Origin of the sequence: Asanoa hainanensis (assembly GCF_900188485.1) — a bacterium.
Classification (GTDB): domain Bacteria; phylum Actinomycetota; class Actinomycetes; order Mycobacteriales; family Micromonosporaceae; genus Asanoa; species Asanoa hainanensis.
Window position 1 is genome coordinate 1 of record NZ_FZPH01000030.1, and the last position, 19,681, is coordinate 19,681.

Genomic DNA, 19,681 nt, shown 5'->3' on the forward strand with positions numbered 1-19,681 from the left:
GGCCTGGCCGGCGTCACCCCATCGACCCGCCAATCAGGACAGGTCCGCGTGGTCACGTTCCGCTGGGCGGTCGACAAACAACTCCGCGGCGCGGTCTGCGACTTCGCCGCCGACTCCCGCCACACCAACCCCTGGGCCGCGCACCTCTACAACCACGCCCGCGCCCGCGCCCGCGGCCACCGCCACCCCCACGCCGTCAGAATCCTCGCCCGCGCCTGGCTCGCCGTGATCTGGAAATGTGGACCACCAACACCCCCTACGACCCGAACCGACACCGCGCCCTCCAAACCCTCCTCCACCAAGATCAACAACCCGAGGGTTGACACAGGACACTCCCGCCAGAGTCCGCTCCGCTGCGCTCCGCTTCGGCGTCCGCGCCGGGTCGCTCAGGAGAACCGTAAAGATCCCGGCTTCGCGTTGTGGTCGCCGCTCAGGCGGGTGTCCAGCGCGTCCAGGGCCAGGTGCCAGGGGAAGACGTCGACTAAGTCTCCGCCGGTGCCCGGGGGGTGTAGGGGTAGGACCTCGTCGCCGAAGAGGACTGTGATGCCCCAGCCGCGGAGGCGGTCCATCGACTCGCGGAATGCTGGGTGGGCGCCCATCGCCACGTTCGTGAACGGCATCGCCACGATCGGGAGGCCCTTGCCCTGGCCTTCGACGACCAGGCCGAGCGCGAGCGTGTCGGCGATGCCGACCGCCCACTTGTTGACCGTGTTGACCGTGGCCGGCGCCACCACGATGGCGTCGGCCGCGGGTAGCACGTCGGGGTCGCCGGGGTTCTTGTAGAACGACCGCACCGGGTGGCCGGTCAGCCCGGCCAGGGCCGCGACGTCGACGAACTTGCGGCCGTCGGGCGTGGTGACGACGCAGACGTCCCAACCGCGCTGTTTCGCGAGGTCGACCAGCCGGCCGACGCCGCGGGAGACGGGCGAGCCGCAGCAGATCGCGTAGAGGACCCCTCTCATACCACCACTAAACTCCGACGCCCATATGCTCCGCCAGTTCGGCGACCGCCGGCGGTGGCGTGCCCCGGGTGCGGCGCAGGACGTCGGACATGACCTCGTGGGCGATCGGGCGGCAGCGGATCTCCGACGGGGCGAGCCGGTCGCCTTCGAGCAGCATCTCGCTGGCCTTCTCGACGTCACCCATCTGTGCGAAGCCCCGGGCGATGTCGAGCATGTGGTGGGCCCGGCGCTCGGGCAGCAGGCTGTTGAACCCCGCCGGGTCGATGTTCTCGTGGACCTCGACCGCTGCGCGGCCCTCGCCGAGCTCTACGGCGGCGGCCGCCCGGTGCAGCTTGACGTTGGTCGGGCCGAAGCAGGTCCAGTAGTGGTTGTGGTCGGCGCCGACCTCGGCGGCGGCCTCCTCGGCCCCGTTGAGCAGGTCGCGCACGGTGGCACCGTCGCCGATCCGGGCGGACGCCATGGCGCCCTGGAGCAGCAGCATGCCGTACACCGAGAGCCGGGCCGGGGTGCTCTCGTTGCCGCCACCGGGCGCGAGCCGGTTGGCGATGTTGACGTTGACCTCGAGGGCCGGGCGGGCGCGGCCGAGCGCGAGCAGCGCGTTGCCCACCCGCACGGTGGCGATCCCGGCGAGCAACGGGTCGCCGGCGCGTTGGGACACCGCGATCGAGCGGTCGGCGGCGAGCCAAGCCAGCTCGTGCTCCCCCAGCTTGCGCAGGGACGACGAGGCGATCTGGTAGACCTGCCCGAGCAGGTTCGCCGCGTCGTGCGCGGTGTCGCTGCCCGCGTAGGCCGTGTCGGCCGCCTGGGCGTCGCGCAGCAACTTGGGCAGGGCCCGGGCGAGCACGCCGTACTTCGCGTGCTGGAAGGTCAGCCAGGCGTGGCTGACCGCCTTCTTCATCTCGGTCAGCGGCTGCGGGTTGGGCGTCGTGTCGAAGAACGCGCTGATCGAGTCGTAGCGCTCGAGCGCCGCGCGGATCTCCTCGACCTCGACCTGGTCGATGCAGTTGATCGCGTCGGGCCGCCGCTCCGGGTCCTTGCCCAGCAGGAGCTGCACGTCCAGCTGCAGGACGTCGGCGATCTCGTAGACCACCGAGAACTTGTCTAGCCGGCGGACACCTCGCTCGACCTTGTCGACCCAGCTCTTCGACTTGCCCAGCCGGTCGGCGAAAACCTGCTGTGACATGCGGCGGCGTGCGCGCCAATAAGCGACGCGGCGGCCGATGGGAAGCTCATCCATGTCCGTCCTCCCCCCTCGCTCGTTCAGGGGCTGTCTGATTCGGGGCTTGCTGGGCGGTGATGCGGATATCACCCGTTTGTGCCGATCGCACATCGAGTGCGTTCCCCGTCACAGCTGCACTCGTAGTTTTCGATTGCAAGTTGCATTCAGCTATCTGTCAAACGCAACGACCGCGTGTTGATCCGAGATACGGCGCCGGTCGCCTGCTAAGGCGAACCGACCCCACACGTAGGGAGTTTCTGACCATGCGGTGGAATATCCGACCACCATTCGCCCGAGTCGCACTGCGCCGATCGGCCGTGCGATACGCCGATCATCACTGGGACGTGGTGCCCGGCGCGTGGCTCGACGGCGGCCGGTTCGCGTGCGAGCGGCCGGGCTGCCCGACGTCGAGCTGCCACCCGGCGGTCGAGGGCTGGGAGCGCCGGGCCAGCGCCGATCCGTCCAAGGTGGAGCAGTGGTGGAGCCAGCGGGCCCACGCGGTGCTGCTGGCCACCGGCCGGGCCTTCGACGTGCTCGAGGTGCCCAACACGCTGGGCGGCCGGGTGCTGGCCGCGGCCCGGCTGCACGCCGGCGTGCTCGGCCCCGGGCGCCTCCAGGTGCGCGGGCCCGTCGCCGCCACCCCACTCGGCCGCTGGATGTTCCTGGTGCGTCCGGGTGACCCGCTGCGGCCGGAGCTCGAGACCTCGCTCGACGTCGTGCGACACGGCCACGGCTCGTGGATCCCCGCCCCGCCGACCCGGCTGCCCGAGGGCGCCGTGCGCTGGGTGATCGCTCCCGAAGAGGTCGCCTGGAGCCTGCCCGACTCGTACGCCGTGCAGCGGATGATCGTGGACTCGTTGTTCACGCGACTCGGCCCGATGCCACACCTGCCCCGCCAACTGTCGACCGCGCGCCGCGCGGCTTGACGGAGTTCCCGGGATCCGCGAATCGCGGATCCCGTCGGCGAGACCGGCGATGATCCCGTCAACAGGACGCGCGAACCCGCACGTCCGGTCTGCCGACCGGTCGTTGATGCAGGTGGCGGCCCACATGGGGGCGCGGCGGGGAGGGGCGTACATGCTAGGTGACAAGGTAACGGTGGTGTCCGCCGAGGTCGACCCCCTGAACGGCGGAAGTCGATGGCAACGGTGGGCCGGCACACGGCCGTCCGGGTCGCGGCCGAGCGGATCCCGCCCGAACGGGTCACGACCCGCGGGCACCCACCGTCCAATCAGGCGCTGACCGTACACGAGTTACCATGGTAGTCGTCTTAACCTACCGACGATAGGGCGGAAGAACTGAGCTTGCGTCCCTCGTCGGTGACGACAACACAGGCATAACCGGCGATCCCGCCCAGCCAGCGCACCCCGGCCGGGCCCATCGCGAGCGCGGCGGTGGCGTACGCGTCGGCGGTGCCCAGGTCCGGACCGACCACAGTGACCGATCGCAGGCCGACCGCCGGGCGTCCGGTGTGCGGGTCGACGACGTGGTGGCCCCGCTCGTAGACGCCGGACGTGGCGATGGCCAGGTCCGTCCCGGAGACCACGTGGCACGACGCGGAGGCGTTCCACGGATGCCGGATGCCGACCCGCCACGGCCGCCCGGCCGGCGACTGGCCGCGCACCCGCACGTCACCACCGGCGTTGACACAGTGGTCGACCGCGCCCGCGGCGAGCAACCGGTCCGACGCGACCTGCACGGACCAGCCCTTCACGAAGCCCGAGGGGTCCAGCCGGCCGCCGGCGTACCCGTCGAAGTAGCCGTCCGTCTCCCGCCACAGGTCGGCGCAGCGGTCGAGCACCGTGCGCAGGTCGGCGGAGGCGTCCGGCAGCGCGAGCTCGCCCCGGTCGAACCGGCACACCTCGCTGTCGGGCTTGAACGTGCTGAACCGCGCGTCGACCTCGTCGAACCAGGCGAACACCTCGTCGAGCAGCGCGGGCGAACCGCCGGACGCGAGCTCGACGCTGATCACCGTGCCCATGCACTCCCGGACGCGGAACTCAGTCACGCTCGCCCTTCTTCATCCGGTCGATGGCCTTCCGCAGCGACTCCATGTAGGCCTCGCTGGTCTCCGTCGCACCCGACACCGTGTCGAGGTCGGCGCCCTGCTCCCGCACCGCCTCGTCGCCCAGCTGCTGCTCGACCTGCGCGCTGAGCTGGTCGGAGCGCGCCTCCGCGTCGGGCATCTCCAGCGTGCGCACGTTGACGATCCGGTTGCCGTCGAGCTCGAGGACGACCTGGACGGCGCCGTACGGGTTCTCCACCCGCGGCCCGACCACTTTGTTGGACTTCGGCGCCACCGGAGGCGGCGCGGCGGCCGTGTTGGTGTTCTTGCCCGACTTCGGCTTGGCGGTGGTCTTCTTGGCGTCCGGCGCCTTGCTGGCCGGCGCGGACGGGTCGGGCGAGGCATCCGGGTCGGCGGTCGACGACGGCGTCGGCCCGGCGTTGGCCGCCGCCACCGTGTCGGGCGCGGCACCGCCACCGCCCTTGACCACGACCAGCAGGGAGGTGCCGGCGGCAAGACCGGCGACCGCCAGCACGGCACGGCGCACGAGTAGCTCCTAGAGTTCGAAGGCGGCGAGGTGGATCTTCTTGCGCGGCACGCCGGACCGCCGCACGACCTTGTGCGCCGACTCGACGAAGCCCGGCGGTCCGCACAACCAGACGTCCCGGGCAGCCAGGTCGGGCACCAGCCGGCGCAGGCCGGTCGGGCTCATCACCTGGCGCGGGCCGGGGTCCTTGCGGGAGCCGATCACGTACCAGACGTCGACGTCGCGGGCCCGGGCCAGCCAGTCGATCTCCCGCTGCAGCACCACGTCGGCCGGCGTGCTGGCCCGGTAGATCAGCGTCGCACCCGGCGGCAGCTCCTCCAGCATCGCCCGGATCGGGGTGATGCCGATGCCGCCGGCGATCAGCAGCGAGCGGTGCGCGGTGCGCTGCGCGGCGGTGAACGAGCCGCGCGGGCCGATCGCCCAGACCCGGGCGCCGGAGCTCAGCTCGCGCAGCTCGCGCGTGTAGGCGCCGACCACCTTGACGGTCAGCCGCAGCCACCGGCCGTTCTTGGCTGCGGAGACGGAGAACGGGTGCGACTGCCACCAGAGCCCGCGCGCCATGAACCGGAAGCGGAACCACTGTCCACCCAGGAGCTTGAGGCGGTCGAGCCGGCGGCCGGTCAGGTAGATGGAGACGGTGTCGGGTCCTTCGGGCACCACGTCGGCCACCCGCAGGCCGTACCGCAGGTTGAAGAACAAGGGCGCGATCACCCGGCCGTACGCGAGGACGACCACGACACCGACGTACGCGGCCAGCCAGCCGGTGCGTACAAGGCCGGGCTTGAAAAGCTGGTTGCCCAGCGAGAACTGGTGCCCGAAGGACAGGTAGAGCACCAGGTACGTGGACATGTGCAGCCAGCGCCACAGCTCGTACGGCATGGCGTTGCGGACAGCCCGGATGGAGAACAGCCCGACGGCGGTGAGGATGGCGGCGGACAGGAACGCGGTCAGCATGTCCGGCACGTCCGTGATCAGCACCCGGGCCTCGACCAGCGGGTTGAACCCGTCGAGCGCGCCGTAGCCGACCAGGATCAGGGCCATGTGGGCGAGCACCGCGACGATCAGCGCACCGCCGATGTCCCGGTGCCAGCGGGTCATCAGCTCCTCGCCGGCCAGCCGGTCGAGCAGGCGCAGCCGGCTCATCAGCAGCACCTGGACGAGCATCACGTAGCCGGCCACCAGGCCGACGATCCGGCCGGCGGCCAGCGTCACGGCGCCGGTGTCCGACAGCGAGCCGGCCGGGGTGTCCAGCCACCACGGCAAAACGGCGAGCACGAGGCCCGCCCAGAAGAACAGCACCAGCACGCGGCGGCCGGTGGCACCACGCCGCGCGGGAACGTTGTCGGGCACGGTCGCGGGACGACCGTCGGACCGGGGCGGGGGGTCCCCGGTCCGACGGCGGCCCGCTACTACGGCGCCCGAAGGGTAGTCACGCAAAGAGCTTCACCGGGGCGTACTTCTGTCGGGGGAAGATCTTGTCCACCTCGGCGTTGGTCAGACCGAAGCGGCCCTGCGCGACGGCACCGTAGACGTTGAACATGTTGTTGTACTCCGGAACGTTGCCTCCGTCCAGCTTCTCCAGACCGTCCCACCGGCCGAGCAGGTTGCCGGCCAGCTTCTTGCCGGACAGCACGCAGATCACGCCGCCGTGCCCGTGGTCGGTGCCGCTGCCGTTCTGGCTGACCCGGCGGCCGAACTCGCTGGACACCATCACGGTCACGTCGGCCGCCGCCGGGCCCAGGTCGTCGAAGAACGCGGCCATCGCGCTGGCCAGCTCGCCCATGTGGTTGAAGACGTAGCCGCCCTGGGTGCCCTGGTTCTCGTGGGTGTCCCAGCCACCCATGCCGATGGTGGCCACGCGGACGTTGGCGCCGCCCTTGATGAGCTGGGCGAGCTGCCGGAAGGCGTTGCCGATGCCCTGGTATTCCACGCCCGCCCGCGGCTCGTAGCCGTCCGCGGCCAGCTTCTGCGCCAGGGACAGCGCCGCGAGGCCCTCCTGCACCGACTCCTGCACCGGGTGGTTGATGCCGGTGAACAGCGTCTTGATCGCCTTGGCGGTGGCGTCCTTGAACCGCTGGTCGCCGTTGAGGTTGAAGGACCCGACGCTGTTCATCGCGATCGCGCCGTTGTTGCCGACGAGCGAGCGCGGCAGCGTGCTGCCGATGCCGACGCTGCGGAACGCGGTGCCGGGGCCGAGCGCGTCGACCAGGCTGTCCAGCCAACCGCGGCCGCCGGTCTCCCCCGGCAGGCCGCCGAGGTTGCAGGCGTCGGCGGCCTGGAAGTGGCTCAGCGACAGGCGGGGGTCGGTCACCGCCGGCACGAAGCCGAGCTGGCCGGCGTCCAGGTATTTCTTCAGCGGCGCGAACGAGCCGCTGAGCCGGAAACCGCGCTGCAGCGCGATGCCGCCCCGCTCAGCGATGAGCTGGTCCGGGCGGACCTTGGCCAGCACCGGGTCGTCGGCCGGCGCGATCATCGCCAGGCCGTCGAGCCCGCCGTAGAGGAAGACGTGGATCAGCGTGCCGGTCTTGGTCGCCGCGAACGACGCCCGGGTCGAGATGAACTGGGTCGTCGCGAGCGCCGTGGCGGTCGCCGCCGCGCCCGTCACGAACGTCCGCCGGGTCACCCCGCGGCCGTCCTGCTGGGCCTCCTCGAGCTCGTTGAGGTCCTGCAGCCGCGTGCGCTCGGCCGCGGACTCGGCGTCGACGGCCATCGCCTCGGCGCGCAGCGCGGCGTCGAACCGGTTGTCCGCGAGCCGCGCCAGGTCGGGGCAGTCGGGGTGGATGGGGAAAGTGGACACGCTGCTCTCCAAGGGAATCACCGGAGGTGGTGCTGCGGGGATGCGAGCAGCGCCCGCACGACGGACGTCAGCGCGCCGTTGAACGACGCGTCGACCTTGGTGGTGGCGGTGACGCCGGCGATGCCGAGGATCGCCGCCTTCTCCTTGGCGCTGAGCTTCTGGTGCACCAGTCGCTTGGACAGCGCGTCGACGTAGGCGCCGGCGGTGTCCGGCGGGGTGGCGCCGGCGAACCGCTCCGGCTTCAGGTACGAGAACATCCGGCGGTTGCCGTTGACGATGTCCAGCGCCTCGTTCCAGCCGTTGATCATCGTGCCGGCCGAGGTCCAGGCGACGAAGACATCGGGATAGCCGTTGGGCGTCGCCTGGCCGGTCGGGAACTGGCCGAGCTCGTCCATCTTGTTGCGGATCTGCCGCAGCCCCTCCGCGAACGGGGTGCGGTTCTTGTTGCCCTGCTGGAAGCCCGGGCTCGGGACGGGCGAGACACCCAGCGTCCGGTACGTGGCCACCAGGTACTCCATCGGCCGGCGCACCTTTTGGCCGACCGCGGCCCAGAACTCCGACGAGCTGAACATGGTCATCAGCACGGGCTTGATCGCGCCGCTGTGCGCCAGGTAGGTCTTGGCCAGCCGGTCGACCAGCGACTTCGGCGGCGCGTCGGAGACGAACCGGGTGGCCAGGTTCATGGCGACGTAGCGCGCGGTCGACGGGTGCAGGCCGAGGAAGCGGAAGTACTGGTCGCTGGCCGCCTCGCCGCCCTCGGCGGTCGCGTTCGGGTGGCTGAAGCCCATGATCTTGACCGGCCCGACGTGGTGCCGCTCGGGCTGGTACACGTACTGGTCCTCGCGGACGCCGCGGCCGGTCTGCAGCAGCGCGGCCTGCTTGACGTCCTTCTCCGTGTAGCCGCCGTCGACGCCGACCGAGTACAGCTCCAGGTTCTCCCGGGCCAGGTTCTCGTTGACGTTGTCCTTCGTGGACTGGTTCTGGTTGAGATAGATCAGCAGCGCCGGGTGGCGGTTGGCGGCGACCAGCATCTCCGGGTAGTTGCCGAGCGCGTGCTTGCGGATCACGTCCCGGTCGAAGCTCGAGCGCACCATGTCGGACCCGTCGAAGAACGGCCCGACGTGCAGGAAGTCGTTCCAGAAGTCGACCATCACCTCGAAGAGCTGCCGCTCCGAGAAGATCATCCGACCCACCGCGGCGTCGACGACCTCCTGGTCGGCCTGGCTGCCCTTCTGGTTGAGCGCCTCCCGGTTGGCCCGGAGCTGCGGGATCGACATGGTCAGCGTGCTCAGGTCGGCGAGCTTGAGCTCGCCCGGGGTCGGCGCGATCTTCTCGGGCGCGAGCTGGGCCCGGAGCCACCCGTCGATGCCGAGCCGCCGGATGTCGCTCAGCACCTTGGGCGTGGGCCCGAACGTCGCCCGGCTGGCCAGGTGCCGGATCGGGTCCTTGGCCAGCACCGTCTTGACGGTCACCTTCGTGTTGGCCGCGGCCTGGCTCGGCGAGGAGTACGCGCGCCCGGTCGCCGGAGCGTTCTTGCGGAGCTCGTTGCCGGCCCGCGAGCCCATGTAGGACTCGTTCTGCTCGGTGTAGGTGCGCACCTGGCTCGGCTGCTGCTGGGCCGGCGAGTTCGAGATCGCGTTGTTGAGCTGCTCGGCCGTGGTGTCCACGCCACCGTCGCCGAGCACCTTGTTCAGCAGGTCCCGGCCCTGCGACGTGAAGCTCAGCGCGGCACCGCCACCGGCCAGCGCGACGGCGCCGCCGAGGGCGAGCAGCGCCCGCCGCCGGCCCTTGTCGGGACCGGAATCGTCGTCCTCGTCGTCCTCGTAGATCTCCGGCAGACCGGCGACCGAGTCGATGTCGACACCGCCGTCCGGCCCCACCCAGCGCGGGCCACGCTGCTGCGTGATGGCGGGCCGCGACCGGTACCGGTCCGTGGTGGGGAGCGGCCGGCCGTCCCAACGGCCGTCGTCGCCCGGCCGGTCAGGCGGCGTGTTCCGGTTGGCCATGTGCGGTTCCCGCTTCTCGCGAGTGCGCCACGGTCGTCCGCGGCGGCGGTTGGGTGTCGAAGGGTCGTCACGGAAGCTAAGGCACCCGGATGGCCTGCTCAAGGGCTGTTTCGCGGCCCACGGACCGGTGACTTAAGGCGGCCCCGACGCCGCCGGACCCCGCGGTCAGCGCAGCACGCTGCTTCGATGTCTGCCGGAGTCACCCACCGTGCCCGGCCGGACAACATGCCTGGCAGCGGCCCTAATCAACCGGCACAGGAAAACTTAAGGACCGGCTAAGCCCAAATAATGTCCACCGGCAAGTAACTCTCCGCCGTCGATCCCCGTCTCCCAGATGGTGGACATCACCTTGACGCGGCCGACCCGCCTAACCCACTCTTCCTATCAATCAAGTAGGAAAGCTATGGATTGGACGGGCGATGAGAAGTCTCCCCCTGCGCAGGATCGGCAACCTGGCCACCGTCGCGATCGTGGCCGCCGCGACGCTCGGGACCGCCGCCGCGTGCGGTGGCGACGACGAGAGCGGCGGCAGCGCCGCCGGCAAGCCGGTGACGCTGCGGCTCGGCTACTTCCCGAACATCACCCACGCACCGGCGATCGTCGGTGTCGAGAAGGGCATCTTCGCCGAGAAGCTCGGCCCGAACGTGACGCTGGAGCCCAAGACCTTCAACGCCGGCCCCGAGGCGATCGAGGCCGTCTTCTCCGGCGCGCTCGACGCCACGTACATCGGTCCGAACCCGACCGTCAACGCGCACTCGAAGTCGGAGGGCGAGGCGGTCCGGGTGGTCTCCGGCGCCGCGTCCGGCGGCGTCGCGCTGGTGGTCAAGCCCGACATCACCTCGGTCGAGGGCCTGCGCGGCAAGAAGATCGCGACGCCGCAGCTCGGCAACACCCAGGACGTGGCGATCCGCTACTGGCTCAAGGAGAAGGGCCTGACCACGACCAAGGAGGGCGGCGGCGACGTCAGCATCGTGCCGCAGGCCAACTCACAGACGCTCGAGACGTTCCGCAGCGGCGCGATCGACGGCGCCTGGGTGCCGGAGCCGTTCGTCTCGCAGCTCGTCAACGCCGGCGGCAAGGTGCTGGTCGACGAGCGCGACCTGTGGCCGGGCGGCAAGTTCGTCATCACCAACCTGATCGTCAGCACGAAGTTCCTGAAGGCCCACCCCGACGTCGTGCAGAACCTGGTGAACGGTCAGGTGGCCGCCAACGACTTCGTCAACAAGCAGCCGAACCAGGCGCAGCAGGCCATCTCCGACCACATCGGCAAGATCACCGGCAAGCCGCTCGACCTCAAGCTGATCAAGCAGGCCTGGCCGACGCTGCAGTTCCTGGACGACCCGATCGCGTCGTCACTCAAGACCGGCCTCGACCACGCGGTGGCCGTCGGTCTCACCCAGCCGGTCGACCTGAACGGGCTGTACGACCTGAGCTTCCTCAACAAGGCGCTCAAGGAGCAGGGCGAGACCGAGGTCCCGCTCCCGTGAGCACCACGACCACCACCCCCGGGAGCGCGTCCGCCGCGGTCGCGCTCTCGGCCGTGACCAAGGTGTACGGACGGGGCGCGGACGCCGTCGTCGCGCTGGACCGGGTTTCCCTCGACGTCGCGCCCGGCGAGTTCGTCTGTCTCGTCGGCGCCTCCGGGTGCGGCAAGAGCACCCTGCTCAACCTGGTCGCGGGGCTGGACACCGTCAGCGGCGGCGGGATCCAGGTCGGCGACGACGCGCGGCCCGGCCTGATGTTCCAGGAACCGGCGCTGTTCCCCTGGCTGACCGTCGGCGCCAACGTCGAGGTGCCGCTCAAGCTGCGCGGGCTGCCCGCCGCCGACCGCAAGGCCCGGGTCGCCGAGCTGCTCGACACCGTGCACCTGGGCGACTTCGCCCGGCGCCGGCCGCACGAGCTCTCGGGCGGCATGCGGCAGCGGGTGGCGCTGGCCCGCACGCTCGCGCTCGACACGCCGGTGCTGCTGATGGACGAGCCGTTCGGCGCGCTGGACGCGATGACCCGCGACAGCCTGCACGACGAGCTCGAACGGCTGTGGACCGGCCGCAACGCCGCCGGAACCCCGTTGACCGTGCTGTTCGTGACGCACAACGTACGCGAGGCGGCCCGGCTCGCCGACCGTATCGTGCTGCTCTCCAGCCGGCCCGGCCGGGTGATCTACGAGACGCGGGTCGACGTGAGCCGCCCGCGCCGGATCGACTCCCCCGAGGTGGCCGCGGTGGCCGCCGACGTCACCGACCGGCTCCGCGCGGAGGTGGGACGCCATGGCCACTGACCAACTCGCCGCGGACACGATCTCCGGCCTCGACGCCCTGGAGATCGCCAGCCAGCAGAAGGTGCCCGGCCGCGGGTCCCGGATCTGGGCGGCGACCTGGCCCAAGCTCACCGCGCTGGCGCTGGCCCTGCTCGCCTGGCAGGTCGTGGTCTGGAGCGGCTGGAAGCCGGAGTACGCACTGCCCGGCCCGGTCACCGTCGCGAAGGACCTGCGGGCGTACGCGACCAGCGGTGCCCTGTGGGACGGCCTGCTGACCACCGGCCAGCGGGCAGCGATCGGCTTCGGCGCGGCGGTCGCGGTCGGCCTGCTGCTCGGCCTCGCGGTGGCCCGGGTCAAGGTGCTCCGGGCCGCGCTCGGCTCGATGATCACCGCGCTGCAGACCATGCCGTCGATCGCCTGGTTCCCGCTGGCCATCCTGCTCTTCCAGCTCAGCGAGCAGGCGATCTTCTTCGTCGTCGTGCTCGGCGCCGCGCCGTCGATCGCCAACGGCGTGATCCACGGTGTGGACTACGTGCCGCCGCTGCTGCTGCGCGCCGGCCGCAACCTGGGCGCCCGGGGGCTCAACCTCTACCGCTACGTGATCGCGCCGGCCGCGCTGCCGGCGATCGTGGCCGGGCTCAAGCAGGGCTGGGCGTTCGCCTGGCGCAGCCTGATGGCCGGCGAGCTGCTCGTGGTCATCGCCAAGTCGACCTCGATCGGCGTGCAGCTCACCTACGCGCGCGAGCTGTCCGACGCCCCGCGGGTGATCAGCGTGATGATCGTGATCCTCGTGCTCGGCCTCCTCGTCGACCTGCTGTTCACCAAGGCCGACCGGGCGATCCGCCGGCGCTGGGGCCTGCTGGACCGGGGCTGAGCCGGGATGCAGGTCTCGGCACGCACCGACTACGCGCTGCGGGCGATGCTCGCGGTCGCGGACGCGCCCGGCCGGGTCACCGCGGCGGCGCTGGCCCGGTCGCAGCAGATGCCGCCGGCGTTCCTGCAGGGGATCCTCGGCGACCTGCGCCGGGCCGGGCTGCTGCACGGCCAGCGCGGCGGCGAGGGCGGCTACACGCTGACCCGCCCCGCCGCCGAGATCACGATCGGCGACGTGGTGCGGGCGGTGAACGGCGCCCTGACCACCGTGCGCGGGCTGCCGACCGAGAGCGCGGCCTATCCCCCGACCGCCGCCGGGCTGCGCGAGGTCTGGCTGGCGGTGCACGACCGGATCGCCGACATCGTCGAGCGGACCACCCTCGCCGACCTGCTCCCGCCGGCCACGGCGAAACGCGTGTAGAAGTCGCCTGACCGCTTGTGGACGCGGGGCGCCGCTGAGAGCGTCTGTCCGGTCAGGAGGTTGTGGATGACGTTCGAGGAGTACGTCGGTGTGCGGGGTCCCGCGCTTGTGCGGCTCGCCCGGCTGCTGACGGGCGACCGCGACCGGGCCGACGACCTGGTGCAGGAGGTGTTGGGCCAGGCGTTCGTGCGGTGGCGGTCGATCAGCCGGATGGAACGGCCCGAGGTCTACCTGCGGCGCATGCTGGTCAACGCGAACGCCTCGTGGTGGCGCAGGAGCGCGAACCACGAGCGGCCGACCCCGCACGAGACGATCGCCGACGCCGTCGACCGGCGCGGAGCGGTCCACGACGTCGGCACCGCGGTCGCCGAATGGGACACCCTGTGGCGGCTGCTGCGGGAGCTCCCCCGCCAGCAACGCGCGGTGCTGGCGCTGCGTTACTACGAGGACCTCGACGACGCGACCATCGCGACGATCCTGGGCTGCTCGGCGTCGACGGTGCGCACCCACGCGCTGCGCGCCACCCAGACACTGCGGGCCGCCCTCGTGGGTGACACCGCCGAAGTGAGGGCCGATGTCTGAGCTGGACGAGCTGATCAGGACCACCCTCGACCGGCAGGCGGCCGGTGAGGTCGACCGCGTCAGCCTGGTCTCCGGAGCGCTCGCCCGCGGCCGGGTCAAGCGACGCCGGCACCGTGCTCTGGTCTGGGGCGCGGCGGCACTCGCGCTGGTGGTCGGCGCCGGCGCCACGGTCGCGCTGCTGGAGCGCGGCGGCGGTGCCGTCGTCCTGCCCGCCGCGGGCGCGCCCGGCGCCGCGGCCGATCCGGCCTCGGTCGGCACCGATCCGCGCGTCGTGCACTTCGCCGCACCCGCGATCGAGGCCGCCGCCCGCTTCCACACCTGGACCAGCACGGAGGGCTACGAGCAGCTCGAGGCCGAGGTCGACGGCGGCCTGGTCTCCGTCACCATCGGGCGCGAGCGGGCCGCCGTCGAGGGCGCACAGCGGGCCGACGGCGTCGGCGTCGTCCTGCGGTCCCAGCCGGTGCCCGGGCTCTGGCTGCGCGTCCAGGGCGCCGACGACGCCCGCGCGACGAGGGCCCTGGCCGCCGTCGACCTGGATCGCGCGCAGCGGGTCGTGCTGCCGTTCCAGCTCGGCAGCCGGCCGGCGGGCAGCACGCCGGTGACCGCCTACGTCGGGTTCGTCGATGGCACCTACGCGCAGGGCGGTGTCATCCTGCGCGGCACCGACGGCGCGCGGATGGAGGTGCAGGCGCAGTACTCGCGCGGCCGCACCGACGACAGCGGAAACCACACGGTCGGTGGGCGACCCGCGTTCCTCTATCCCGGGCACGACGAGGTGGCGTTGCGCGGCGTGCCGCACCTGGAGGTCAGCGTCCGGATCGGCAAGGCCTACCAGGGTTACGAGGTGGCCGATGCCGACGCGGTGCTCGCCGCCCTCACGGTGACCGACCGGGTGGAGCGCATCAGCACCTGGCCGGCGAGCATCACGAACGACTGACCGGTCAGACGGTGAAGTCGGCGAACAGCAGCGCGGCCAGGGCGAGGGCGAGGCCGATGTTGACCACGGTCGCGCTGGCGAACACCGCGATCGGCCGCCAGCCCGCCTCGCGCAGCGCGGTGAGCCGGAACTCCAGGCCGATGCTGACGAACGCCAGGATCAGGAACCAGGTGCGGAAGTTGGTCGCGACAGCCTGGGCCGCGCTGTTGTCCGCCGCGCTGACCGAGTTGGCGAACCAGGTGCCGAGCACCGACGCGGCGACGAAGCCGAGCACGAACTTCGGGAACCGCCGCCAGAGCTCACCCGCCCCGGGCCGCGCGGAGTCGGCCGTGCGCTCCACCTTGAACGCGAACCACGCCGTCAGCGCGACCGCCACGATGCCGATCAGCGCGTTCTGGGTGACCTTCACGATCGTGGCGATCTTCAGCGCGTCCTCGCCGGCCAGCGTGCCGGTCGCGGACACCGGTCGCGGTCAGCACCGCGTTGCCGAGCAGGCCGATCACGATCGCGTAGACGGGGTACTCGGGTGAGCCAGGCGAGGGCGAGCACCAGCACGAGGCCGGCGCCCACCCACGCCCAGTCGACCTTCCGCTCGGCCTGCTATCCGCGCGGGCAATCCCTCAGCAGTACGGGGATGCCTGGGTGTTGTACGCGACCGCCCAGACCAGGCCGCCGCCGTCCAGGAAGGTTTCGTAGTAGCCGTTGCCCAGGCGGCGGAAGCCGAGCACCTGGACCTGGTTGGGCGAGTTGTAGCCGACGCGCAGGAAGCCCGGGGTCTGGCCGTCGTTGACCAGGTAGTTGTCGGCCTTCGCCCACGTGTTCGGCCCGACGATGCCGTCCGCCGACAGCCCGTACCGGCGCTGGAAGCTCTTGGTCGCCGCCTCGGTCGCCGGACCGAACTGGCAGTCGATGTCGCTCTGCTCGAGGAACCCCTCGGCCGTGAGGACGGTCTGCCACAGCGCGACCGCAGTGCTGTTCCGGAACGGGCCGGTGCGGCTCAACGTCGCCTCGTCGGCGAAGTCGTCGGTCACCGCACCCGAGCCCGAGATGACACCCTGCGCGGCCGACGCGTGCGCCGGAGCGGGAGCCATCAGGCCGGCCGCCAGCAGCGCGACCACACTCGCACCCGCGACCAACGCCCGGCGATGGAGCAATCTCATCTGAACCCTTTCTCCGTACGGCAAAGTGCTCGCACTATACAGAGATCTTTAGATGCCTCGATGCGACGGCGTACGCCTGTGCGCGGATCTCGGGAATCGCCGTGGTCTCCCACCAGCGGCCGCGGCGCAGGCTGCCGAGCACGTGCAGGCCCTCGGTCGGCCGGCCGTCCCGGCCGATCGGGCGGCCGGTGTCGTCGACGTCGATGCCCAGCGCGAGCGGGTCCGCGCGGGCCAGCCCGTCGGCGACCAGCGAGCGCACCAGCGGGATGCCCGCCGGGTGACCGGGCCCGGTGCAGTTGACGACCGCGTCGAAGGTCCGCGGCCCCGGCATGGTCACCGCGAAACCGCGCGGCGCGGTGCGGATCGACGTCACCCGGGCCGCGAGCACCTCCAAGGCGCCGTCCGTGCGGGCTCCCTCAACTGCGGCCGCCACCTCCGGCGCGCAGCGATGCCGGTGCACCTCCCAGTAGCGTGCCAGGTGGCGCAGGAACCGCTGTTGCTCATCGAGGCTGAGCCCGGACCAGACCTGGTCGACCTGCGGTCGCAGCGCGTCCACACTGGCCCGCCAGTCCGGGCTGCCCCGCAGCGCCCGCAGCAGCTCGCGCAGCCCGCCCACGTCGACGCGGGCGGGCCGTGCCGGCAGTTCGGTGTGCGCCTTGGGCAGCAGGCCGTGCCGGGAGACGGCGACGATCTGGCCCCGGTGACCGCGGGCGAGCAGCGTCAGCACCGCGTCGACGGCGGTCAGGCCGGTGCCGAGCAGCAGCACCCGGTCGGTCGCCGCGAGGCCGTCCAGCGCGCCCGGCGACCAGGGCACCGCGACGTACCCGGGCGCCCGCCGGACCGCGACCGACGCCGCGGCCGGGAAGACCGGTGGCGGCGGACCGACCGCCAGGACGACGTCGGAAGCCGACACGGTCGTGCCGTCGCTGAGCTCGACCGCCCAGCCGCCCGGAGCGGCCCGGACCCGCAGCGCGCGCCGCGCGAGGTGCGGCACCGCGCCGATCCGCTCGGCGAGATAAGCGCCGTAGATCCCGCGGGGCAGGAACTCGTCCGGGCGACATCGGGCCCACGCGGCGAAGTCGCCCGGGTCGTCCGGATCGACCGACATCGTCCCGGCCCGTGAATTGAGCAGATGCCGCGGCTCGCGGGTGGCATACGCTGAGCCCGGTCCCACTTTAGGAGCCGGGTCGACGACGGTCACCGCGCGTCCACTGTGTCGAGCGACGGCCAACGCGGCCAGTGCCCCGGCGGGGCCACCACCGATGATCAGGGTTTCCATGCGCCACCGCCGCCCCTTAAATCCTATAGGTATTGTAGGTTACCGTCGGAATCAGGCAAAGGAGTGCCGCGATGCCGTTGTGGAAGCCGGACCCGACCTTCTATCCCTCCCCGCGCCAGGCGGTGTCCGCGCCCGCCGAGAAGCTGGCCTACGTCGCCGCGTTCGACCGGGCCGCCGAGCAGCCCGACGCGATCGCCGTGCTCGACGTCGACGAGACCTCCGACAGCTACGGCCGCGTGGTCGGCTGGACCGACCTGCCGCACCGCGGCGACGAGCTCCATCACTTCGGCTGGAACGCGTGCAGCAGCGCGCTCTGCCCGTCGTCGCCGCACCCGCACGTCGAGCGTCGCTACCTGATCGTGCCGGGGCTGCGCTCGTCGCGGATCTACGTGCTCGACACCAAGGACAACCCGAAGGCGCCGAAGATCGTCCGTACCATCGAGCCCGCGGAGCTGGCCAAGGCGGGCTACTCCCGGCCGCACACCGTGCACTGTGGTCCGGAGGGGATCTACGTCTCCAACCTGGGCGGCGCCGACGGCGCGGACGGGCCCGGCGGCATCGCGCTGCTCGACCACGACTCGTTCGACGTGCTCGGCGCCTGGGAGATCGACCGCGGGCCGCAATACTTCGGCTACGACTTCTGGTGGCACCTGACCCGCGACGTGGTGGTGACCAGCGAGTGGGGCACGCCGTCGATGATCGAGGACGGGTTGGTCGGCGAGTTGCTGCTCGGCCGGAAATACGGGCACTCGATCCACTTCTTCGACCTGCGCAAGCGCCGCCACCTGCAGACGCTGGATCTCGGCGACCAGCACCAGATGGCGCTCGAACTGCGGCCCGCGCACGACCCCACCAAGGAATACGGCTTCGTCGGCGTCGTGGCCAGCGTCGAGGACCTGTCGGCGTCGGTCTGGCTCTGGCACCGGGCCGAGTCCGGCGACTTCGCTATCCGCAAGGTGATCGAGATTCCCGCCGAGCCGGCGGACGCGGCCGACCTGCCGCCGATCCTCCAGCCGTTCGGCGCCGTGCCGCCGCTGGTCACCGACATCGACCTGTCGGTCGACGACCGCTACCTCTACGTCTCCGCGTGGGGCATCGGCAAGCTCCTGCAATACGACGTGTCCGACCCGTTCGCTCCCCGGCTGACCGGCGAGGTGCGGCTCGGCGGCATCGTCACGCGGGCCGCCCACCCGGCCGCACCCGACCTGGCCCTGGCCGGCGGCCCGCAGATGGTCGAGGTGTCCCGCGACGGCCGCCGGGTCTACATCACGAACTCCCTCTACGGCGCGTGGGACGACCAGTTCTATCCCGACGGTGTCGGCGCCTGGGCGGCCCGGCTCGACGTCGACCTCGACAACGGCGGCCTGTCCCCCGATCCCCGCTTCTTCCCGCACGGCGACGAGTTCCGCGGGCGCCGCGTTCACCAGACAAGACTGCAGGGCGGTGACGCCTCCTCGGACTCATACTGCTTCCCGTGAGTTGGCTGGAGATCCTTACCCTCGCCGGGCTCGGCGCGTTCCACGGCCTCAACCCCGGCATGGGGTGGCTGTTCGCCGTCGCCATCGGGCTGCAGGAACGGTCGGCGCTGGCGGTGCTCCGCTCGCTGGTGCCGATCGCGGCCGGGCACGCGCTGTCGGTGTTCGCCGTCGCCGCGCTCGTCGAGGGTCTGCGGTCGGTGCTGGCGACCCGGGTGGTCGCCATCGCCGGCGGCCTCGTCATGGTCGGCTTCGGACTGTGGCGCGCGCTGTCCCGCCGCCACTTCGCCTGGGCCGGCATGCGCCTGACGCCCTGGCAGCTCACCGGGTGGTCGTTCCTGATGTCGTCGGTGCACGGCGCCGGGCTGATGCTGGTGCCGGTGCTGGTGGCCAACCCGCCGCCCGGCGTGCACCAGGACCACGCCCTGCACGCGCCGTCGGACCCGAGCGCCCTGCTCTGGCAGGGCCTCGCGGCGACCACCGTCCACACCGTCGCGATGGTGACCGTGGCCGGCGTGATCGGCCTGCTGGTCTACCGGGTGCTCGGGCTCGAGGTGCTGCGCCGGGCCTGGGTCAACCTCGACCTCGTCTGGGCGGTCGCCCTGATCGGCTCCGGCGCGGCGGCGGTCGCCCTCACCCTTTGAGCGAGCCCGTGCGCTTGGTCGTCGGGTCGGTGGCCACGCAGGTGACCCCGCGGTCGCCGGCCGTCCAGGAGAGCTCGGTCGGGTGCAGGTAGAACAGCTCGACCTTGTCGTCGGCGACCGACGACGGCGCGTAGTCCTCGAACTGGGCGAGGCACTCCTGCTGCGCCTGCAGGCCCAGCTTGTCGACACCCGGGTACGGCCCGGCCGGCAGCTCGACGATCGCGAACACCTCGCCCTCGTGCGGCTGCTCGCACGGCAACACCGGCAGCGCGGCGACGTCGTCGCTCTCCCGCAGCCCGTCGACGCAGTGGCCGACCGCCAGCTTGCCCGCCGACACCTCGCCGCCGGACGAGGACGCGTCCGCACCGCGCAGGGCGACCGCGGCGCCGACCACCGCCGCCACGACGATGACGACCGCGAACAGCACGCCGAACACGAGCAGGCCCCGCGCCGGCTGTCTCGAGGGTGCCTCTGCCGACGTCACGCGCGGGAAACTAGCACCGTGAGCAGGCCACGG

The 19,681-nt window shown here is 71.7% G+C and carries 20 protein-coding genes; 9 read left to right on the plus strand and 11 right to left on the minus strand.

Annotated features, from left to right (window positions below; all coding sequences use genetic code 11):
- Positions 1 to 386: 386 nt before the first annotated feature.
- The gene (locus tag CHC05_RS38625) at positions 387 to 962 is read right to left on the minus strand and encodes a flavoprotein (protein WP_089255624.1); all 576 of its coding nucleotides are present in this window, start codon (positions 960 to 962) and stop codon (positions 387 to 389) included.
- Between the two features lie 7 nt (positions 963 to 969).
- On the minus strand, positions 970 to 2,199 hold the full coding sequence (locus CHC05_RS38630; RefSeq protein ID WP_089255625.1) for a helix-turn-helix domain-containing protein: 1,230 nt from the start codon (positions 2,197 to 2,199) through the stop codon (positions 970 to 972).
- 245 nt (positions 2,200 to 2,444) lie between these two features.
- Here CHC05_RS38630 and CHC05_RS38635 point away from each other — a divergent pair, with 245 nt between their 5' ends.
- Positions 2,445 to 3,107, plus strand: coding sequence for a bifunctional DNA primase/polymerase (locus CHC05_RS38635; protein WP_089255626.1), 663 nt, complete (start codon positions 2,445 to 2,447; stop codon positions 3,105 to 3,107).
- 344 nt (positions 3,108 to 3,451) lie between these two features.
- Here the strand turns inward: CHC05_RS38635 and CHC05_RS38640 are convergent, their stop codons facing one another.
- The 5 genes from CHC05_RS38640 to CHC05_RS38660 all read right to left on the minus strand — a co-directional run bounded on the left by CHC05_RS38640 (position 3,452) and on the right by CHC05_RS38660 (position 9,536).
- Positions 3,452 to 4,162, minus strand: coding sequence for an FAD:protein FMN transferase (locus CHC05_RS38640; RefSeq protein ID WP_089255673.1), 711 nt, complete (start codon positions 4,160 to 4,162; stop codon positions 3,452 to 3,454).
- 19 nt (positions 4,163 to 4,181) lie between these two features.
- A complete protein-coding gene (locus tag CHC05_RS38645) occupies positions 4,182 to 4,733 on the minus strand; it encodes an FMN-binding protein (RefSeq protein WP_089255627.1) in 552 nt (183 codons plus the stop codon).
- Positions 4,734 to 4,742: 9 nt separating this feature from the next.
- A complete protein-coding gene (locus tag CHC05_RS38650; protein ID WP_089255628.1) occupies positions 4,743 to 6,083 on the minus strand; it encodes a ferredoxin reductase family protein in 1,341 nt (446 codons plus the stop codon).
- 79 nt (positions 6,084 to 6,162) lie between these two features.
- Entirely contained in the window at positions 6,163 to 7,530 is a 1,368-nt protein-coding gene (locus CHC05_RS38655) for a DUF1501 domain-containing protein (RefSeq protein WP_245871445.1), read from the minus strand.
- Between the two features lie 17 nt (positions 7,531 to 7,547).
- Entirely contained in the window at positions 7,548 to 9,536 is a 1,989-nt protein-coding gene (locus CHC05_RS38660; RefSeq protein ID WP_089255630.1) for a DUF1800 domain-containing protein, read from the minus strand.
- A gap of 419 nt (positions 9,537 to 9,955) precedes the next feature.
- Here CHC05_RS38660 and CHC05_RS38665 point away from each other — a divergent pair, with 419 nt between their 5' ends.
- The 6 genes from CHC05_RS38665 (at position 9,956) to CHC05_RS38690 (ending at position 14,606) form a co-directional block, all read left to right on the plus strand.
- A complete protein-coding gene (locus CHC05_RS38665; protein ID WP_089255631.1) occupies positions 9,956 to 11,023 on the plus strand; it encodes an ABC transporter substrate-binding protein in 1,068 nt (355 codons plus the stop codon).
- A complete protein-coding gene (locus CHC05_RS38670) occupies positions 11,020 to 11,814 on the plus strand; it encodes an ABC transporter ATP-binding protein (RefSeq protein ID WP_089255632.1) in 795 nt (264 codons plus the stop codon). The genes CHC05_RS38665 and CHC05_RS38670 overlap by 4 nt, the downstream gene beginning before the upstream one ends.
- Positions 11,804 to 12,667 (plus strand): ABC transporter permease, encoded by an 864-nt coding sequence (locus CHC05_RS38675; RefSeq protein ID WP_089255633.1) that lies wholly within the window; start codon positions 11,804 to 11,806, stop codon positions 12,665 to 12,667. The genes CHC05_RS38670 and CHC05_RS38675 overlap by 11 nt, the downstream gene beginning before the upstream one ends.
- Positions 12,668 to 12,673: 6 nt before the next feature.
- Complete coding sequence (locus tag CHC05_RS38680) at positions 12,674 to 13,087, plus strand: RrF2 family transcriptional regulator (RefSeq protein WP_089255634.1); 414 nt, start codon at positions 12,674 to 12,676, stop codon at positions 13,085 to 13,087.
- A 66-nt stretch (positions 13,088 to 13,153) separates the two neighbouring features.
- The gene (locus CHC05_RS38685) at positions 13,154 to 13,669 is read left to right on the plus strand and encodes a SigE family RNA polymerase sigma factor (protein WP_089255635.1); all 516 of its coding nucleotides are present in this window, start codon (positions 13,154 to 13,156) and stop codon (positions 13,667 to 13,669) included.
- A complete protein-coding gene (locus tag CHC05_RS38690) occupies positions 13,662 to 14,606 on the plus strand; it encodes a hypothetical protein (RefSeq protein ID WP_089255636.1) in 945 nt (314 codons plus the stop codon). The genes CHC05_RS38685 and CHC05_RS38690 overlap by 8 nt, the downstream gene beginning before the upstream one ends.
- Positions 14,607 to 14,610: 4 nt before the next feature.
- Here CHC05_RS38690 and CHC05_RS38695 read toward each other — a convergent pair whose 3' ends face one another.
- From CHC05_RS38695 to CHC05_RS38705, 3 genes are all read right to left on the minus strand, one after another.
- Positions 14,611 to 15,069 carry a putative sulfate exporter family transporter gene (locus CHC05_RS38695; RefSeq protein ID WP_089255637.1) on the minus strand — a complete coding sequence of 153 codons (459 nt, stop codon included), beginning with the start codon at positions 15,067 to 15,069 and terminating at the stop codon, positions 14,611 to 14,613.
- A gap of 157 nt (positions 15,070 to 15,226) precedes the next feature.
- A complete protein-coding gene (locus CHC05_RS38700) occupies positions 15,227 to 15,766 on the minus strand; it encodes a peptidoglycan-binding domain-containing protein (protein WP_089255638.1) in 540 nt (179 codons plus the stop codon).
- Positions 15,767 to 15,800: 34 nt separating this feature from the next.
- A complete protein-coding gene (locus CHC05_RS38705) occupies positions 15,801 to 17,045 on the minus strand; it encodes an FAD/NAD(P)-binding protein (protein ID WP_089255639.1) in 1,245 nt (414 codons plus the stop codon).
- A 71-nt stretch (positions 17,046 to 17,116) separates the two neighbouring features.
- On the opposite strand from CHC05_RS38705, the gene CHC05_RS38710 reads away from it, so the two are divergent.
- Positions 17,117 to 18,523 (plus strand): selenium-binding protein SBP56-related protein, encoded by a 1,407-nt coding sequence (locus CHC05_RS38710; protein ID WP_089255640.1) that lies wholly within the window; start codon positions 17,117 to 17,119, stop codon positions 18,521 to 18,523.
- Positions 18,520 to 19,164 (plus strand): hypothetical protein, encoded by a 645-nt coding sequence (locus CHC05_RS38715; RefSeq protein WP_089255641.1) that lies wholly within the window; start codon positions 18,520 to 18,522, stop codon positions 19,162 to 19,164. Before CHC05_RS38710 ends, CHC05_RS38715 begins: the two co-directional genes overlap by 4 nt.
- Here the strand turns inward: CHC05_RS38715 and CHC05_RS38720 are convergent.
- The gene (locus tag CHC05_RS38720; RefSeq protein WP_089255642.1) at positions 19,154 to 19,648 is read right to left on the minus strand and encodes a septum formation family protein; all 495 of its coding nucleotides are present in this window, start codon (positions 19,646 to 19,648) and stop codon (positions 19,154 to 19,156) included. The genes CHC05_RS38715 and CHC05_RS38720 overlap by 11 nt on opposite strands.
- Positions 19,649 to 19,681 lie beyond the last annotated feature (33 nt).

Excerpts from the sequence above, each read along its gene's own strand:
- CHC05_RS38625 (WP_089255624.1), bottom strand. The coding sequence starts at position 962 with ATGAGAGGGGTCCTCTACGCGATCTGCTGCGGCTCGCCCGTCTCCCGC.
- CHC05_RS38630 (WP_089255625.1), bottom strand. The coding sequence starts at position 2,199 with ATGGATGAGCTTCCCATCGGCCGCCGCGTCGCTTATTGGCGCGCACGC.
- CHC05_RS38690 (WP_089255636.1), top strand. The coding sequence starts at position 13,662 with ATGTCTGAGCTGGACGAGCTGATCAGGACCACCCTCGACCGGCAGGCG.
- CHC05_RS38680 (WP_089255634.1), top strand. The coding sequence starts at position 12,674 with ATGCAGGTCTCGGCACGCACCGACTACGCGCTGCGGGCGATGCTCGCG.
- CHC05_RS38700 (WP_089255638.1), bottom strand. The coding sequence starts at position 15,766 with ATGAGATTGCTCCATCGCCGGGCGTTGGTCGCGGGTGCGAGTGTGGTC.
- CHC05_RS38710 (WP_089255640.1), top strand. The coding sequence starts at position 17,117 with ATGCCGTTGTGGAAGCCGGACCCGACCTTCTATCCCTCCCCGCGCCAG.
- CHC05_RS38685 (WP_089255635.1), top strand. The coding sequence starts at position 13,154 with ATGACGTTCGAGGAGTACGTCGGTGTGCGGGGTCCCGCGCTTGTGCGG.
- CHC05_RS38640 (WP_089255673.1), bottom strand. The coding sequence starts at position 4,162 with ATGGGCACGGTGATCAGCGTCGAGCTCGCGTCCGGCGGTTCGCCCGCG.
- CHC05_RS38635 (WP_089255626.1), top strand. The coding sequence starts at position 2,445 with ATGCGGTGGAATATCCGACCACCATTCGCCCGAGTCGCACTGCGCCGA.
- CHC05_RS38665 (WP_089255631.1), top strand. The coding sequence starts at position 9,956 with ATGAGAAGTCTCCCCCTGCGCAGGATCGGCAACCTGGCCACCGTCGCG.
- CHC05_RS38705 (WP_089255639.1), bottom strand. The coding sequence starts at position 17,045 with ATGGAAACCCTGATCATCGGTGGTGGCCCCGCCGGGGCACTGGCCGCG.
- CHC05_RS38660 (WP_089255630.1), bottom strand. The coding sequence starts at position 9,536 with ATGGCCAACCGGAACACGCCGCCTGACCGGCCGGGCGACGACGGCCGT.
- CHC05_RS38675 (WP_089255633.1), top strand. The coding sequence starts at position 11,804 with ATGGCCACTGACCAACTCGCCGCGGACACGATCTCCGGCCTCGACGCC.